At 67.2% G+C, this 15,345-nt stretch carries 14 protein-coding genes; 5 read left to right on the forward strand and 9 right to left on the reverse strand.

What is annotated here, in order from left to right:
* Positions 1-19: 19 nt before the first annotated feature.
* A complete protein-coding gene (gene prpC, locus MRS60_RS25750) occupies positions 20-1,192 on the reverse strand; it encodes a bifunctional 2-methylcitrate synthase/citrate synthase (protein ID WP_034181628.1) in 1,173 nt (390 codons plus the stop codon).
* A 156-nt stretch (positions 1,193-1,348) separates the two neighbouring features.
* Positions 1,349-2,242, reverse strand: a complete 894-nt coding sequence (prpB, locus tag MRS60_RS25755) for a methylisocitrate lyase (protein ID WP_105390560.1) — start codon at positions 2,240-2,242, stop codon at positions 1,349-1,351.
* A 170-nt stretch (positions 2,243-2,412) separates the two neighbouring features.
* Here prpB and prpR point away from each other — a divergent pair, with 170 nt between their 5' ends.
* Complete coding sequence (prpR, locus tag MRS60_RS25760; protein ID WP_034181626.1) at positions 2,413-4,395, forward strand: propionate catabolism operon regulatory protein PrpR; 1,983 nt, start codon at positions 2,413-2,415, stop codon at positions 4,393-4,395.
* A 48-nt stretch (positions 4,396-4,443) separates the two neighbouring features.
* Here the strand turns inward: prpR and MRS60_RS25765 are convergent, their stop codons facing one another.
* Entirely contained in the window at positions 4,444-5,088 is a 645-nt protein-coding gene (locus MRS60_RS25765; protein WP_131947975.1) for a CGNR zinc finger domain-containing protein, read from the reverse strand.
* A 254-nt stretch (positions 5,089-5,342) separates the two neighbouring features.
* Here MRS60_RS25765 and MRS60_RS25770 point away from each other — a divergent pair, with 254 nt between their 5' ends.
* Positions 5,343-5,726: a VOC family protein gene (locus MRS60_RS25770; RefSeq protein ID WP_034181624.1), complete on the forward strand. Its 384-nt coding sequence runs from the start codon at positions 5,343-5,345 to the stop codon at positions 5,724-5,726.
* 146 nt (positions 5,727-5,872) lie between these two features.
* Here MRS60_RS25770 and MRS60_RS25775 read toward each other — a convergent pair whose 3' ends face one another.
* Positions 5,873-6,721 (reverse strand): ureidoglycolate lyase, encoded by an 849-nt coding sequence (locus tag MRS60_RS25775; protein WP_131947976.1) that lies wholly within the window; start codon positions 6,719-6,721, stop codon positions 5,873-5,875.
* 664 nt (positions 6,722-7,385) lie between these two features.
* On the opposite strand from MRS60_RS25775, the gene MRS60_RS25780 reads away from it, so the two are divergent.
* Together MRS60_RS25780 and MRS60_RS25785 are read left to right on the forward strand one after the other, a co-directional pair.
* Positions 7,386-8,207, forward strand: a complete 822-nt coding sequence (locus tag MRS60_RS25780; protein ID WP_105390563.1) for an IclR family transcriptional regulator — start codon at positions 7,386-7,388, stop codon at positions 8,205-8,207.
* Positions 8,208-8,378: 171 nt separating this feature from the next.
* Complete coding sequence (locus MRS60_RS25785) at positions 8,379-8,930, forward strand: hypothetical protein (RefSeq protein ID WP_034181621.1); 552 nt, start codon at positions 8,379-8,381, stop codon at positions 8,928-8,930.
* 652 nt (positions 8,931-9,582) lie between these two features.
* On the opposite strand, the gene MRS60_RS25790 is transcribed toward MRS60_RS25785, so the two are convergent.
* Positions 9,583-11,940 carry a GNAT family N-acetyltransferase gene (locus MRS60_RS25790; protein ID WP_243565802.1) on the reverse strand — a complete coding sequence of 786 codons (2,358 nt, stop codon included), beginning with the start codon at positions 11,938-11,940 and terminating at the stop codon, positions 9,583-9,585.
* 96 nt (positions 11,941-12,036) lie between these two features.
* Between MRS60_RS25790 and MRS60_RS25795 the strand changes: the two genes are divergently transcribed.
* Positions 12,037-12,198 (forward strand): hypothetical protein, encoded by a 162-nt coding sequence (locus MRS60_RS25795; protein ID WP_181152217.1) that lies wholly within the window; start codon positions 12,037-12,039, stop codon positions 12,196-12,198.
* 314 nt (positions 12,199-12,512) lie between these two features.
* Here MRS60_RS25795 and MRS60_RS25800 read toward each other — a convergent pair whose 3' ends face one another.
* From MRS60_RS25800 to MRS60_RS25815, 4 genes are all read right to left on the reverse strand, one after another.
* A complete protein-coding gene (locus MRS60_RS25800; RefSeq protein WP_131947988.1) occupies positions 12,513-12,815 on the reverse strand; it encodes an H-NS family nucleoid-associated regulatory protein in 303 nt (100 codons plus the stop codon).
* Positions 12,816-12,918: 103 nt separating this feature from the next.
* Positions 12,919-13,191 carry a hypothetical protein gene (locus tag MRS60_RS25805; protein WP_081938468.1) on the reverse strand — a complete coding sequence of 91 codons (273 nt, stop codon included), beginning with the start codon at positions 13,189-13,191 and terminating at the stop codon, positions 12,919-12,921.
* 61 nt (positions 13,192-13,252) lie between these two features.
* The gene (locus tag MRS60_RS25810) at positions 13,253-13,780 is read right to left on the reverse strand and encodes a BON domain-containing protein (protein ID WP_034181618.1); all 528 of its coding nucleotides are present in this window, start codon (positions 13,778-13,780) and stop codon (positions 13,253-13,255) included.
* A 54-nt stretch (positions 13,781-13,834) separates the two neighbouring features.
* Positions 13,835-15,313, reverse strand: coding sequence for a sigma-54 interaction domain-containing protein (locus tag MRS60_RS25815; protein WP_034181617.1), 1,479 nt, complete (start codon positions 15,311-15,313; stop codon positions 13,835-13,837).
* Positions 15,314-15,345 lie beyond the last annotated feature (32 nt).

Consider the following 15,345-nt stretch of genomic DNA (forward strand, 5'->3'; position numbering starts at 1 on the left):
CCTCCCCTCGGGCGCCCGATCAGCGCTTCTCGATCGGCACGAACTGCAGGTCTTCCGGGCCCGTGTAGTTCGCGCTCGGGCGGATGATCTTGTTGTCGATGCGCTGCTCGATGATGTGCGCGCTCCAGCCGGACGTGCGCGAGATCACGAACAGCGGCGTGAACATCGCGGTCGGCACGCCCATCATGTGATACGACACCGCGCTGAACCAGTCGAGGTTCGGGAACATCTTCTTCGCTTCCCACATCACCGATTCGAGGCGCTCGGCGATGTTGTACAGCTTCGTGTCGCCCGCTTCCTTCGACAGCTTGTGCGCGACGCCCTTGATCACCTTGTTGCGCGGATCGGAGATCGTGTAGACCGGGTGGCCGAAGCCGATCACGACTTCCTTGTTCTCGACGCGGCGGCGGATGTCCGCTTCGGCGTCGTCCGGCGAGCTGTAGCGGCTCTGGATTTCATAGGCGACTTCGTTTGCGCCGCCGTGCTTCGGCCCGCGCAGCGCGCCGATCGCGCCGGTGATCGCCGAGTAGATGTCCGAGCCCGTGCCCGCGATCACGCGGCCGGTGAACGTCGACGCGTTGAATTCGTGCTCCGCGTACAGGATCAGTGACGTGTGCATCGCCTCGACCCACGACTTCGACGGCGTCTTGCCGTGCAGCAGGTGCAGGAAGTGGCCGCCGATCGAATCGTCGTCGGTTTCCGTCTCGATGCGCTTGCCGTTGTGCGAGAAGTGATACCAGTACAGCAGCATCGAGCCGAGCGACGCCATCAGGCGATCGGCGATGTCGCGCGCGCCCGGCAGGTTGTGATCGTCCTTCTCCGGCAGCACGGTGCCGAGCACCGACACGCCCGTGCGCATCACGTCCATCGGGTGCGCGGATGCCGGGATCTGCTCGAGCGCCGCCTTCAGCGCGCTCGGCAGGCCGCGCAGCGCGCGCAGCTTGGTCTTGTACGCAGCCAGTTCGGTCAGGTTAGGCAGCGTGCCGTGCACGAGCAGGTGCGCGATTTCCTCGAATTCGCACGACTCGGCCACATCGAGAATGTCGTAGCCGCGGTAGTGCAGGTCGTTGCCGGTCTTGCCGACCGTGCACAGCGCCGTGTTGCCGGCCGTCACGCCCGAGAGCGCCACCGACTTCTTCGGCTTGAATGCGCCTGCGGCGGCGGGTGCTGCTGCGTCTTTCGTCTCGCTCATGTTTCCGTTCTCCAATATGTATCGTGTCGACCGGACTTGGCGCTTCAGCGCTTAGTCCGGTCCCATGCAAAGCTGTCGACCGCACTTGGCGCTTTGGCGCCTGGTTCGGTCCCATGCAAAGCTTCCCGGGAACCATGCCCCGGCGCGCGGGCCGCGTTACTTCTTGCCCTGCGCGAACAGTTCGTCGAGCTTGCGCTCGTATTCGTGATAGCCGAGGAAGTCGTACAGCTCGGCGCGCGTCTGCATCGTCGGCACGGCCGCCTTCTGCGTGCCGTCGCGGCGCAGCGTCTCGTAGAAGTTCAGCGCGGCCTTGTTCATCGCGCGATACGCGCCGCAGCAGTACAGCGCGATGTCGACGTTCGCCTCGCGCAGTTCGTCGAGCGTGAACAGCGGCGTCGAGCCGAACTCGGTCAGGTTCGCGAGGATCGGCACCTTCACGGCCGCCTTGAAACGGCGGTAGTCGTCGAGCGTCTTCATCGCTTCCGGAAAGATCATGTCGGCGCCGGCTTCGACGTACGCGACCGCGCGCTCGATCGCCGAATCGATCCCTTCGGCAGCGGCCGCATCGGTACGCGCCATGATCACGAACTGGTCATCGGTGCGCGCGTCGACCGCGGCCTTGATGCGATCGACCATTTCGTCGGCCGGCACGACTTCCTTGCCCGGACGATGGCCGCAGCGCTTCTGGCCGACCTGGTCTTCCATGTGCACGGCAGCAACGCCGGCCTTGATGAACGAGCGGACCGTGCGCGCGATGTTGAATGCGCCGCCCCAGCCCGTATCGATGTCGACGAGCAGCGGCAGGTCGGTTGCGTTGGTGATCCGGTTCGCGTCGATCAGCACGTCTTCCATCGTGCTGATGCCGAGGTCGGGGATCCCGAGCGAGTTCGCGGCGACGCCGCCGCCCGACAGGTACACGGCCTTGAAGCCGACGGCCTGCGCCATCTTGGCCGCGTACGCGGTGATCGCGCCGACCACCTGCAGCGGCTGCTCGGCCGCGACTGCCGCGCGGAATTTCGCGCCGGCGCTCTGAAGATGCGTGTTGCTCATGAACGGCCTCCTGAAGGAATGCCCGATAACAGCAAGGACCGGGCCAGCTCGCGAAACGTCGCTAACCCACTGATTCTTAAGCAACCGGCGCGGGCGATGCAGCGCCCGGCGATTTCAATTCGGCAATTTCATGTTTCAAAAATGAAATCCCGCGCGCATAATCGACCGTCATGGACCTCTCCTCGACCAAGCCCGTCGACCCGGCCGATCGCGCGGCGCGCCCGCGCATCTGGGCGATGGGCATCAGCCGCCTGCGCGACTTCTTTCGCGAGATCGCCGGCGAATTCGACGAACGCGCCGACGTGCGCATCGTGACGCGCGCGTATGAGGATGCGCTCAGCGCGATCGCCGAGGCCGGCGCCGCGCGGCCCGACGTGATCGTCGCGGCCGGCTCGAACGGCGCCTTCCTGAAGACGCGTGCGCAGGTGCCGGTCGTGGTCGTGTCGCCGACCGGCTTCGACGTGATGCAGGCGCTTGCGCGCGCCCGGCGCGACGCGTCGCGGATCGCGCTCGTCAGCGCCGGGGAAACGCCGCCCGAAGTGCGCCGCTTCGTCGCCGCGTACGGCCTCGACGTGCAGTTTGCGTCATATCAGTCCGCGCAGGAAGCGGAAGCCTGCGTGCACGACCTGCGCGACCGCGGCATCGAGACGATCGTCGGCCCCGGCCTCGTCACCGACCTCGCGGCCAGTGCCGGCATGGGTGCGGTGTTCCTGTATTCGCATGCGTCGGTGCGCAAGGCCGTCGATACGGCGCTCGAAGTCGCGTATGCGACGCACGCCGAGGCATTCCGCCGCCAGCGGCTCGACAACCTGCTGCAGCACCTGCGCGACGGCGTGGTCGCGCTCGACGCGCGCGGCCGCGTCGAGGCGATCAACGAGCGGCTCGCGTCGGCGCTCGGGGTCGAACCCGCGGCGGCCGTCGGCCGAGCGCTCGTCGACCTGCGGCCCGAGCTGCGCACGCTGCGCGGCGAGGACGGCGACGCGCTCGCGACCGTGCGCGGCGTGCGCTACGTCGTGCATCGCGGGCCGCTCGTCGATCGCGGCGTCACGTCGGGCAGCGTGCTGACGTTCCAGGAATCGCGCGCGGTCGAACGGCTCGACCGTGCGCTGCGTTCGCAGCCGACCACCCAGCAGTTCGCGGCGCGCTATGCGCTCGACGACGTGATCGGCGCATCGGCGCCGATGGCGCGCGTGCGCGACCTCGTGCGCCGCTACGCGAAATCCGACGCGACCGTGCTCGTGCTCGGCGAAAGCGGCACCGGCAAGGAAATGATCGCGCAAAGCCTGCACGCGCTGTCCGCGCGGCGCAGCTACCCGTTCGTCGCGGTCAATTGCGGCGCGTTTCCGGAAGCGCTGCTCGAGAGCGAGCTGTTCGGCTATGAGGAAGGCGCGTTCACCGGCGCGCGGCGCGGCGGCAAGACCGGCCTGTTCGAGGCCGCGCACCGCGGCACGCTGTTTCTCGACGAGATCGGCGAAATGCCGCCGTCGCTGCAGAGCCGGCTGCTGCGCGTGCTGCAGGAGCGCGAGGTGATCCGCCTCGGCTCGACCGAGCCGATCCGCATCGACGTGCGCGTGATCGCCGCGACGCATCGTCCGCTGCTCGCGGCCGTCGAGGCCGGCACGTTCCGCGCGGATCTCTATTACCGGCTCAACATCCTGAACGTCGGCCTGCCGCCGCTGCGCGAGCGCGCGGCCGACATCCCCGCGCTCGCGGCGACGCTGCTCGTGCAGGCCGCGCGGCGCGAGCCGCGCCTCGCCGAACGCCTGCGCGACGCCGGCGATGCCGCGCGCGTGCTCGGCGCGACGCAGGCAACGCTGGCGCGCTACCGGTGGCCCGGCAACGTGCGCGAACTGCAGAACGTGATCGAGCGGATCGCGGTGGAACTCGCCGAGGAAGCCGATGAAAACGATCCGGCCGCCGCGTGCGCCGCGCTCGATCCCGACGCGCTGCAGGCGATCGCGCCCGAGCTGTTCGCGGCGCCGCCCGACGCCATCGACACCGACGATGCGCAGACGCTGCACGCGCGCCGCCGCCGCGCGGAAGCCGACGAGATCCGCGCGGTGCTCGACGCGTGCGGCGGCGACCGCGACCGCGCATGCGCGATGCTCGGCATCAGCAAGACGACGCTGTGGCGGAAGTTGTCGGCGAAATAAAAAGGTTCGGGTTCGGCGCGCTCGCAGGCGCATGCCAGAACGGGCTCGTCAGTCGGCCTTGTGGTAGTGGCGATACGCCTTCGCGCGATTGCCGCACGACGACATCGAGCACCAGCGGCGGCTGCCGTTCTTGCTGTCGTCGATGAACAGCCACTGGCACGCGTCGTTCGCGCATCGCTTGACCTTCGCAAGCCGCGCGCCGCCGAGCAGGTCGATCGCCGACCACAGCACCGGGCTCAGCAGCCCCGCGAGCGTTGCTCCAGCATCCCCGATCCGCCACGCATAACCGCCGTCGACACGCGTCAGCGCGACGCGCGGCGACGCTTCAGCCAGGAAGCCGCCGAGCAGCGCAAGATCGTCGGCCTGCGGCTCGTGCCGCTCGGCCTGTGCATGAAAGAGCCGGTACAACGCCTCGCGCAACGCGAGCGCACGCGCGAGCATCGCCGGCTCGCCTTCCTCCACGCCGCGCACACAGCACCGGTCGGCCAGGCCGGCCGGCACGCCGGCCTGCTCGCGGCACCACGACAGCAGGTCGTCCATCGTTCCGAAGGTTTCCGTCGGCGCCTCGCTGCCACGCCAGTACAGCGTGTTCGCGAAATCGATGCTCAGGGTTTCGGGCGGCGCCGGAATCAGGCAGTCCATCGTGACGGAAGGTTGCGTATCGCTCATGGCGCCATCGTATCTAACCACCATGCCGGTTGACAAGCGTCCGGACGCTTTCTAACATAACCAGCATGGTGGTTACGAAAAGGTTTGCTGCACTGACGCCCCCCCTTCAGTTCGAGGAGCCACAGATGATCGATCGCCTTTCCTGCGGAGTTATCCACAACGACCGCAGCCGCGCGTTCTCCGACAGCACGCTCGGCGCGCTCCGCTACAAGCGGCTGGCATGGTGCTTGTAAGCGGGTTTGCTGCACTGACGTCCCTTCAGTTCAAGGAGCCAACAGATGATCGATCACCTTTCCTTCGGCGTTGCCCACATCGGCCGCAGCCGCGCGTTCTACGACAGCACGCTCGGCGCGCTCGGCTACAAGCGGCTGTACAGCGACGACGGATCCATCGGGTACGGCACGACCGAACCGGAGCTGTGGCTGCAGCACGCTGCCCGCCCCGTCGCCGCCGATCCCGAATCGGGGCTGCACCTGTCGTTCAAGGCCGCTTCGCCCGTCGAGGTCGACGCGTTCTACCGCGCCGCGCTCGAGCACGGCGGCCAGGACAACGGCGGGCCCGGCAAGCGCGAACACTACGGCCCCGGCTACTACGCGGCGTTCGTCGTCGATCCCGACGGGTATCGGCTGGAAGCGCATTGCGAACTCGACAACGTCGTGTGACCCGCCCGCGTACACCGCGTACAAACGGCAAGGGCCCGATTCCGCATTGCGCGGAATCGGGCCCTGGGCTTTGACACGCCAACGTCGGCGTCCGGTTTCCGGCGACCGCCTGCAGCGGTCGCTCGACGGGATCTCGGCTCGCGCGGTTACTGTGCGCCGCGCGTGTGCTGCAACTGCTCGCCGAGCCCTTCGATCCCCAGGCGCACCATCTGGCCGGCCTTCAGGAAGATCGGCGACGGCTTGATGCCCATGCCGACGCCCGGCGGCGTGCCGGTCGTGATCACGTCGCCCGGCTGCAGCGTCATGCAGCGCGACAGATAGGCAATCAACTGCGCGACGGTGAACACCATCGTGCGCGTGTTGCCGTTCTGATAACGGTGGCCGTCGACTTCGAGCCACAGGTCGAGACGCTGCGGATCGGGCACCTCGTCGCGCGTCACGAGCCACGGACCGATCGGGCCGAACGTGTCGAAGCCCTTGCCCTTGTCCCACTGGCCGCCGCGCTCGATCTGCCACTCGCGCTCGGACACGTCGTTGACGACGCAGTAGCCCGCGACGTAATCGAGCGCACTCGCTTCGTCGACGTCCTTGCACCGCGCGCCGATCACGACGCCCAATTCGACTTCCCAGTCGGTCTTGACCGAACCCTTCGGGATGTCGATGCCGTCGTTCGGGCCGCAGATCGAACTCGTCCACTTGCCGAACACGACCGGTTCCTTCGGCACCGGCATGCCGGCTTCGGCCGCGTGATCGGCATAGTTCAGGCCGATGCCGATGAACTTGCCGACGTGCCCGACGCACGCGCCGATGCGCGGCTCGCCGGACACGAGCGGCAGCGTGGCCGGATCGATCGCGCGCAGCCGCGCGAGACCCGCGTCGGACAGCACATCGCCGGCAAGATCCGGCGCGTGCACAGACAGGTCGCGAATCCGGCCGTCCGCGTCGAGAATACCGGGCTTTTCCTGGCCGGACGGGCCATAGCGAAGCAGTTTCATCGTGGTCAACCTCTGTTGTCGAATGGGACAGGATACCGGCCGACGCGGCCATTCGCGGCCGCGCGCCGGACTGATTGTCGATCGTCGATTGCGCGCGTCGGCGCCGCATCCGGCCTGCCGTCGACGCGCGAGGGTCGCGCGGACGCAGCGATCGCGGCGCCGCACGAAAAGCACGGCGCGCATCGAACGGGCGGCCGCCGGTCTGCGCATCGGCGACGACGGCCCGGCACCCGCGACGCGTGCCGGCCGATGCCGGCCGACTTCACGCGCGGCCGCACCGTCGCTGGCCCGCAAGCCTTTGTACCATCGGCCGCGCACCGTGAAATGACGCGCGACGGATACCGACTATTGGTGCGCCTGCAGACACTGCGGCGCAACATCGGACGCGCCAACGCAAAGCGATCCGCCGCGCATGTCGCCGTTGCCTGCCATCGGCACATGAATACTGGCTATTCGGGGTGCCCCTGTCATCGGAAACGTTTGCCAATCCGTTCTTGTCAGGTAATGATCGGTAAATGGACGCTGCATTGCACACTGTATGTTTATTGCTAAGCTCGTATAAATGGTTTTCATCGCCATACGCGGGGCCGACTTATGCGCGTGCAGAACCGGCCAGCGTGCGTCGCCAACCGATCGACGGTAATCCCCCAACCTCACACTAAAAATGCAAACAACCAACGACCTGCTTCCCGGCTGCGACGCACGGGAATCGATGGCCGCAAGCGACCGCTATCGCGCGCCCGCGCTCGACAAAGGCCTCGACATTCTCGAACTCCTGTCGGAGCAGAAGGAAGGACTCACCCGCACCGAAATCACGAAGGAACTCGGCCGCAACGCGAGCGAAATCTACCGGATGCTCGAACGCCTCGTCGCACGCCGCTACGTGATGCGCTCGAGCGGCGGCGACCGCTACACGCTCAGCCTCAAGCTGTTTGCGCTCGCGCACCGGCATCCGCCGATGAACCGGCTGATCGCCGAGGCATTGCCGCCGATGCAGCGCTTCGCCGATGCCACCGAACAGTCGTGCCACCTGTCGGTCTACGATCGCGGCAACCTGCTCGTGATCGCGCAGGTCGACGGGCCCGGCCCGTGGGGCGTGTCGGTCCGGCTCGGCTCGCGCGTCGGGCTCGCCGATACGGCGTCGGGGCGCGTGATGCTGTCGTTCCAGGGCGCCGAGCAGCGCGCGCACATGCTGGCCGAGCATCGCAAGGTCAGGGGCGAAGCGCCGCTGAACGAGCAGGAACTCGCGCATGCGTGCCAGTCCATCCGGCAGTCCGGCTATCTGCGCCAGGACAGCCGCCAGGCGTACGGCGTGACCGACCTGACCGCACCGATCCTCGGGCCGTCCGGCCATGCGATCGCGGTACTGACCTGCCCGTACATGCGCCGGATCGATGCGCACACGGCGCCGTCCGTCGACGTCGCCGTCGAAGGGCTGCGCGACACGGCCGCCCACCTGTCGATGGGCCGCATCGAGGCCTGCTGACGCGCGGGTTCAACGAAGCGCACGGGGCCGGCGCGGTTGCGCCTGCCCGGTCGCGCGCGACACCAGTGCAGTGCACGATCCACGGCGCCATATCGTGCGCTCACGGCGCTACGCTAGAATAGCGGCCCTCTCAAAAACTACGGCGGCCGGTTGTCGCGGCCGTCGTGTCCGATGGATGTCATGGCCAAACTTCTGAACGATCAAGAATTCCAGCGTTTCTCCGAACTTCAGCAGAAGCAGGCAAGCTTCACGATCACGCCCGAGGAGGCGGACGAGCTGCGCGATATCGTCGCGCGCGCGCAGAAGAAGCGCGACGATCGTGCCGCCGCGATGCAGGCGATCGAGAACTACATCGAGCAGTTCGACATCACGCCCGACGAGCTCTTCTCGCCCGAGCAGATCGGCGACGCGGCCCGCACTTACGGGCTCATCACGGCGACCAAGAAGGAACGCACGCTGCCGCCGTCGATTACGTTCAACGGCAAGCCGTACCAGTGGACCAAGACGCTTCCGGACGACGTGCGCGGCGCGCTGTTCGAAGCATTCACGTCCGGCGAGTCGGTCAAGCGCTTCATCGCGATGCCGAAGGACACCGCGCGTTGCGCGCTGACGATCGCCCGCCTCGAGCGCGAAACCGGCGCCGTCTATGCCGATCCGCACCTCGAGGAACTCGCGATTTCGCGCGACCAGGTGAACGACGCGGCGTCGAAACTCGCTGCCTGAATCTGATCGCGGGCACGGTTCATGCGTGCCCGCACCCGTATGTGACGCCGGCATTGGCCGGCGCCGCGCTCGCGGGTGCCGTGCATCCGCACGCTCCCGAAAAGTCTCACCCTGGTGTCCTGCAAACGCTCACCAACACCTCCCGAAAAAGCTCACCCAAGGCTCCTGGAGACCCTCACCAAAGTCTCCCGAATGTCCTCACCGACATCTCCCGCAGACCCTCACCAACGCGTCCCGGAAAGGCTCACCAGCGTCTCCCGCAGGTGCTCACCGGCCGTTCCCGGGAAGGCTCACCGAACGCCCCCGTATCGGCTCACCACGCTTCCCCGGAAAAGCTCACTCGCGGCTCCCGAAAAGTCTCACCTTTGCGGTGATTCCGAACTGGCGAGGCCGGAACACGGTTGCGAATACGCGTGAACGCATCGGGTGAAACGGCTGTGCGGAGCCGATAATGCGGCACACAGCAAACGCCTCCGGGCGCCATGCGTGCGTCGATATCGACGTAGCGAACGAGCCCGATACGTTTGGGCGTTTCGTACAAGATGCCGGCTCGAATTTTTTGCACCTCTGAATGAAAACAGGCACAACACGGTGAAGGATTGGCGCCATCGACTGCATGCGCTCGCGCCGCGCTTCACGCAGCCGACGAACGCTACGGCTGCAACTTCATCCTGAAACCCACGACGCCCGGCTCCTCCGTCGTCGACACCTCAAAACCGCACGACTTCGCGAGCGAGATCATCGCCGAGTTCTCGCGCAGCGCCTCGCCGATCATCCATGCGGTTCCGCGCGAGCGTGCGTAGTCGATGATGCGGTTCATCAGCAGCCGGCCGAGCCCCTTGCCCTTCTGATCGGGCCGCACCGCGATCGCGAACTCCGCCGTCTCGTTGTCGGGATCGGCGACCGCGCGCACGACCGCGAGCGTATGGTCGCGCCCCGACACATCGGTGTACGACACGATGAGGGCCATCTCACGGTCGTAGTCGATCTGCGTCATGCGCGCCACCTGCGAATGATCGAAGCCGCGCACCGCGCCGAAGAAGCGCATTCGCAGATCGTCCGGCGTCATCGCGCCGAGCAGTTCGTTATGCGCGGCCTCGTCTTCCGGACGGATCGGACGGATCGTCACCGTCTCGCCGCGCCACTCGAGCGTCTGCTCGAGGTGGCGCGGATACGGCATGATCGCAAGCCGGCTGCGCCCCGTGGCCAGCGTGATGCGCGGCGCGATCACCTGCGCGCGATCGGGCAACACACGCAGCGTGACGGACATCGCGACGACTTCGCGCACGTCGCAGACGACCTGCGACAGCGCCGTCAACGCGTCGAGCGTCGGCTCGACGGGCGTGCGGCGCGCATATGGCGAGCGCTCCATCACCGCGCGGGCGAGCACGGTGTTCAGCGGCGGCAGGCCGTAGACGACGAATGGCGCCGACACGCCGTCCGCAGGCGGCACGGCATAGCGAAACACCGGACCGAAGTTCGAATCGTCGTACATGTCGACCGTGACATCGACGACTTTCGCACCGGCCGGCTCGCCCGCCTGCTCGCCTTGCAGGCCGAAATGGGACAGCCAGCGCAGCGCGGCTTCGCCGGCCAGTTCATGCTGGCCGGCTTCGACCATCCGGCGCGCGTCGGCCTGTGCGGACGCAACGCACTCGGCCGGCTGCAGCGGCGTGCCCTCGGGCGTCTGCATCAGCAGTTGCCGCCCGAGGTTGTAGTCGACGAGACGCGCATACGCGCGCGCGAGCCGCTGCGGTGTCGTGTGTACGGGAATGCCGTTCGCGTGCAGCGCATCGCGCGTCGCCGCGTCGACCGCGCCGAAAAAACACGCGAGGATGCCGCGATGCGCATACTGCCGCGATTCGATCAGCGTGCGCGCAACCGAATCGGCCGGCGCGCTGTGGGACGTCGAATGGACGACGAACAGCGTGCCCGTTTGCGGGAACGGCGCGAGCGCCTTGATCGCCGCGGCGAAGTGCTCGGGGCGCGCGTCGTCGCCCAGCGTCAGCGGATTGCCGGGCGCAGCCAGATGCGGCAGCGCGGCCGACACGGCCGAGGTTGCAGCCGGCGACCAGTCGGACAGCACGTCGCGCACCTCGGCGACCGCATCGACCGCCAGTTTCGCGACGCCCGCATCGCTCGTCACGAGCGTCGCCGCGCCGCGCGCCGTGACACGGCCGACGCCGAGCGTCTCGATCTCGTCGAGCAGATCGTCGAGCGCATCGACGCGCACCATCCCCGCGCGCTGGAACGCCGCCGTATAGAGCGCGTCGCCGGGATCGGCGCGCCCGGTGCGCAACGCGAGCACCGGCTTGTTGCGTGCGGCCGCACGTGCGGCCGACATGAACTTGCGCGCGGCGCGCACGGTATCGAGTTCGAGCAGGATCGCGCGCGTGCCGGGATCGCTCGCCAGATAGTCGAGCACGTCGCCCGCATCGACGTCGGACTCGCTGCCGAGCGCGACGACATGCGAAAAGCCGAGGCCTCGCGCATCGGCCCAGCCGAGCGCCGCGTTCGTCAACGCATTCGATTGCGACACCCACGCGACGCCGCCCGAGCGCGCCGTATAGGCCGGCGCGCCGAAATGCGCATGCCGCGCGGGCGACAGCACGCCGAGGCTGCCGGGCCCGACGATACGGAGCACGAACGGCTTCGCCGCCTTCAGCGTGCGATCGAGTGCGGTGCGATCGGCATCCGTGCGCGCCTCACCGACGATCACCGCGACGCGCGTGCCGAGTTCGCCGAGCTTGCGCACGATGCCGGCCCAGGTCGCGGGCGGCGTGCAGATCACGGCTACCGACGGCGGCGCGGGCAGCCGGTCGACGTCGGAGACGACCGTAAGCCCGTCCAGCTCGCGATATTTCGGATTGACGGGCCACACGGGCCCGTCGAACGCACCGTCGAGCACGCGCGACCACACCATCGCGCCGATACTGCCCGCGCGCGACGACGCGCCGACGACCGCAACGGACTTGGGCTGGAACAACGCATCGAGATGGCGAACGGTCACATCGGCTCCCTGCGGTAACGAAAGACGGCCCGAGCGGCATGCGGCACGGACAGGCCGCGCGCCGCTCGACGCGAACCCCAAGCATAGGCGAAGCGCATGCGGCTGCCTATATGCCGAACGGCCGACTACCCGACGAACGTCAACGCTCGCACCATCGATCTGCAACACAAGCGCGACGCGACATCGCTGCAAGCCGCAAGCAACATGGCGCAACGCTGCCGCTTCCTCAAAGGTGAGGATTTACAGGAGCCATGGTGAGTATCTTCGGGAATTGCACGGCACAACGCGCAAACACGCGAAAGGTGATGGAAATCCGCGGCAGGCGGGCACCGCGGAAATGGCGAATGCCAATGCGCATGCACTGCGCAATTGCGCGGTTGTTTACCGGAATTCACCGCGATAAGCAGCCGAATCGCGGCGAATTCGCAAAACGTGATCCGTTAATCGTGCGGCATTGCACTGCAATTCGTCAGCGGGAATCGCACGGCGACGGCACCAAAACAAAACGGTGCGACGGCCGCATGGCCGTTCGCACCGTCGGTCAACGCACGAAAGGTGAGGATTTTCGGGAGTCAGTCCTTGATCAGGAAACGTGCGCGATTCTTGCCGAGCCACGCCGGCGCGCGCCCGCGGCCACTCCAGGTTTCGCCCGTCTTCGGATTCAGGTATTTCGGCGGCAACGTGCGCTTCGGCTTCGAGGTAGCGGCGGCGCCGGTACCTGCCGGACGAAAACCGAGCTCTTCCGGCGTGATGTCGTATTCGTCGATTTTCGCGCGGATATCGGCAATCGCGTCGGCAATCGCCTTTTCGCGTTCCTTGTCGATCTTTTGCTGAAGTCGTTCGAGCTGCGCGGTCAGTTGCCTGTAGGTCGCCATATGGATGGGACTCCGTGAGTGTTATTCGTGAAAAATAGACGACTCCAAGCAAACAGAAAAGCGCTTCGCCCGATCGCGGTCTCCTCGGCCGGTCATTTCGGGATCAATAACCGCTTTTCTTCTTGCATGCGAAGAGAAGATTTCGCACGGTGTCATCAGTCGATTGCTGGATCACTTCGAAATCCCCGTTGCACATGGCCCGGGCATTGTCCGTGCAATTGCTCCAGCCGCTGCCGGTGCATTGCACCTGCGTGGTCGGGCGCCCGTCCGAAGTGAACAGCGGCGCGCTGCCACCGCACCCGCCGAGCCCTGCAACCAGAGCCAACAACCCGGCCACCCGAGGCCACCGACAGACCGACGCAAGCATGTGTTTCATTATTCTTCCCGTCAACCATTTTTTGAATGTCGCGAGTATGCCATGCGCGGCCCTTCCGTCGTCAGTTCGGCGTGCGGCCCGGCTGCCCGCGCGCCTTGTACGGCAAGCTCCGGCGCGGATCGTCGGTGATGCGAACGAACACCTGCTCGACGTCCGGAAGCGCCTCGAGTTCGCGTTGCAGCGCCTGCCGATCGAACGCCGTATCCGCGCATCCTTCGACATAGATGAAACGCCGCTGCACGGTGATCCACAGGCTCGTACCGTGCAGGCGATCGGAGCCTGCGAAGTGCGCCTTCGCGGCATCGGCGATCGGCGCGTCATACATATACGAATTCGGTTTCGTGCAGCGATGCGCGAGCCAGCAGGTGGTACCGCGCTCGGCGCGGTAATGCGCGTCGTCCGTCATCTCGGCGCGGGTCATCCACGGGCCGAGCGGCAGCGGGCATTCGGCCAGGTCCTGCGACAGCGCGACGAACGGGTCGTTGTACCAGTTGCGTCGCGCCTCGGGCGCGTCCGCGTCGCCGGACTGCGCGAGCGCGGAGGTTGCCAGCAACAGGGTCAGCCAACCTGCGATACCGATCCGCTTCATCGTGCTCTCCTGTTCGATGCTTCAACTCCCGCCGCATCGGCGCCGCCGATCGGCCTACCGGTCGATGCCCAGCGCCGCCAGCTTCTTGTACAGCGTCGCGCGGCCGATCCCGATGCGCGCGGCGGCTTCCACGACCTTGCCGTCACAGGCCGCCAGCGCATCGATCAGGAACTGGCGCTCCCACGCCGCCAATGCATCGGCATACGAAGCGACCGGCGCACCGGATGCGCCACCCGCGCCCCGCTCGACCGGCGCTGCGGCAACACGCTGCGCCGGCGATGCGCCGTCCGCCGATATGCGTACCGGCCCGAGGAACGGCGCGAGCGCACGCGCATCGATCACCGAACGGTCCGACAGCATCAGTGCGCGTTCGAGCGTATTGCGCAACTCGCGCACGTTGCCCGGCCACGGATACGCACACAGCATCCGCAGCGCGTCGTCGGTCAGCTCGCAGTGCGCGGCGCGTCCGTGCTGCGCGGCCAGTTCCTCGAGCGTCGCGTACACGAGCGCCGCGATGTCGGACGCCCGCTCGCGCAGCGGCGGTGCGTGGATCGTCAGCACGTTGAGCCGGTAGTAGAGATCCGCGCGAAAACGCCCGGCCTCCACGAGCGCCGGCAGGTCGGCCGACGTCGCGGCGATGATCCGGACGTCCGCGCGCACGATCCGGTTCGAGCCGACCGGCTCGAACTCCTTGTCCTGCAGCACGCGCAGCAGCTTGCCCTGCAACGGCAGCGGCATGTCGCCGATCTCGTCGAGAAACAGCGTGCCGCGATCGGCCAGCTCGAACTTGCCGACGCGCCCCTTGCGGTCGGCGCCCGTGTACGCACCGGGCGCCGCGCCGAAGAATTCGGTTTCGAGCAGTGTGTCGGGAATCGCGGCGACGTTGACGGTCACGAGCGGCTGGAGCGCACGCGCCGAAGCCGCGTGGATCGCGTGCGCGAGCAGCTCCTTGCCGGTGCCCGTCTCGCCGAGCAGCAGCACCGGCGAATCGACCTGCGCGGCCCGCCGCGCCTGGCGCTTGGTTTCGAGGCTCGCGGCACTCGTGCCGACGAAGCTCGCGAACGTGTATTTCGCGCGGCGCGCCTGTGCGAGCGAGCGCTGCGTCGCGATCAGTTGCTGCTGAAGCTGCACGTAGCGGGAAAAGATCGGCGTAAGCGTCTTCAACTGGTCGAACAGCGCGAAGCCGATCGCGCCGACCGTCTCGCCGGCCTCGTTCTTCAGCGGCAGGCGCGTGACGACGAGCGGCTCGCGGCCCGTCTCCATGATGTCGAGCAGGATCGGCTGCCCGGTCGACACGACCTCGCGCATCAGGCTGTTCGGGATCACGGCCTCGCAGTCGAGGCCGACGGCCTGCTGCGGATCGGCGAAACCGAAGCGCGCCGCGTAACGCTCGTTCATCCACACGACGCGCGCGTCGCGATCGACGACCACCGTGCCCGCACTCGAATCCTCGAAGGTCCGGAACAGCGACTCGGCGGCGCGCCGCAGCACGTCGCCGTAGTTGACGGGCAGGCGGGCCCAGTCGTTCATCATCGTGTCTTCGTCTCCATGTATTTTCGACCGGA

Origin of the sequence: Burkholderia pyrrocinia (genome assembly GCF_022809715.1) — a bacterium.
Classification (GTDB): domain Bacteria; phylum Pseudomonadota; class Gammaproteobacteria; order Burkholderiales; family Burkholderiaceae; genus Burkholderia; species Burkholderia pyrrocinia_C.

Coding starts and splice junctions, on each gene's coding strand:
- MRS60_RS25780 (WP_105390563.1), top strand. CDS start 7,386: ATGCAAACAACCAACGACCTGCTTCCCGGCTGCGACGCACGGGAATCG.
- MRS60_RS25815 (WP_034181617.1), bottom strand. CDS start 15,313: ATGATGAACGACTGGGCCCGCCTGCCCGTCAACTACGGCGACGTGCTG.
- MRS60_RS25785 (WP_034181621.1), top strand. CDS start 8,379: ATGGATGTCATGGCCAAACTTCTGAACGATCAAGAATTCCAGCGTTTC.
- MRS60_RS25795 (WP_181152217.1), top strand. CDS start 12,037: ATGCGGCTGCCTATATGCCGAACGGCCGACTACCCGACGAACGTCAAC.
- MRS60_RS25810 (WP_034181618.1), bottom strand. CDS start 13,780: ATGAAGCGGATCGGTATCGCAGGTTGGCTGACCCTGTTGCTGGCAACC.
- MRS60_RS25770 (WP_034181624.1), top strand. CDS start 5,343: ATGATCGATCACCTTTCCTTCGGCGTTGCCCACATCGGCCGCAGCCGC.
- prpC (WP_034181628.1), bottom strand. CDS start 1,192: ATGAGCGAGACGAAAGACGCAGCAGCACCCGCCGCCGCAGGCGCATTC.
- MRS60_RS25775 (WP_131947976.1), bottom strand. CDS start 6,721: ATGAAACTGCTTCGCTATGGCCCGTCCGGCCAGGAAAAGCCCGGTATT.
- prpR (WP_034181626.1), top strand. CDS start 2,413: ATGGACCTCTCCTCGACCAAGCCCGTCGACCCGGCCGATCGCGCGGCG.
- MRS60_RS25805 (WP_081938468.1), bottom strand. CDS start 13,191: ATGAAACACATGCTTGCGTCGGTCTGTCGGTGGCCTCGGGTGGCCGGG.
- MRS60_RS25765 (WP_131947975.1), bottom strand. CDS start 5,088: ATGGTGGTTAGATACGATGGCGCCATGAGCGATACGCAACCTTCCGTC.
- MRS60_RS25800 (WP_131947988.1), bottom strand. CDS start 12,815: ATGGCGACCTACAGGCAACTGACCGCGCAGCTCGAACGACTTCAGCAA.
- prpB (WP_105390560.1), bottom strand. CDS start 2,242: ATGAGCAACACGCATCTTCAGAGCGCCGGCGCGAAATTCCGCGCGGCA.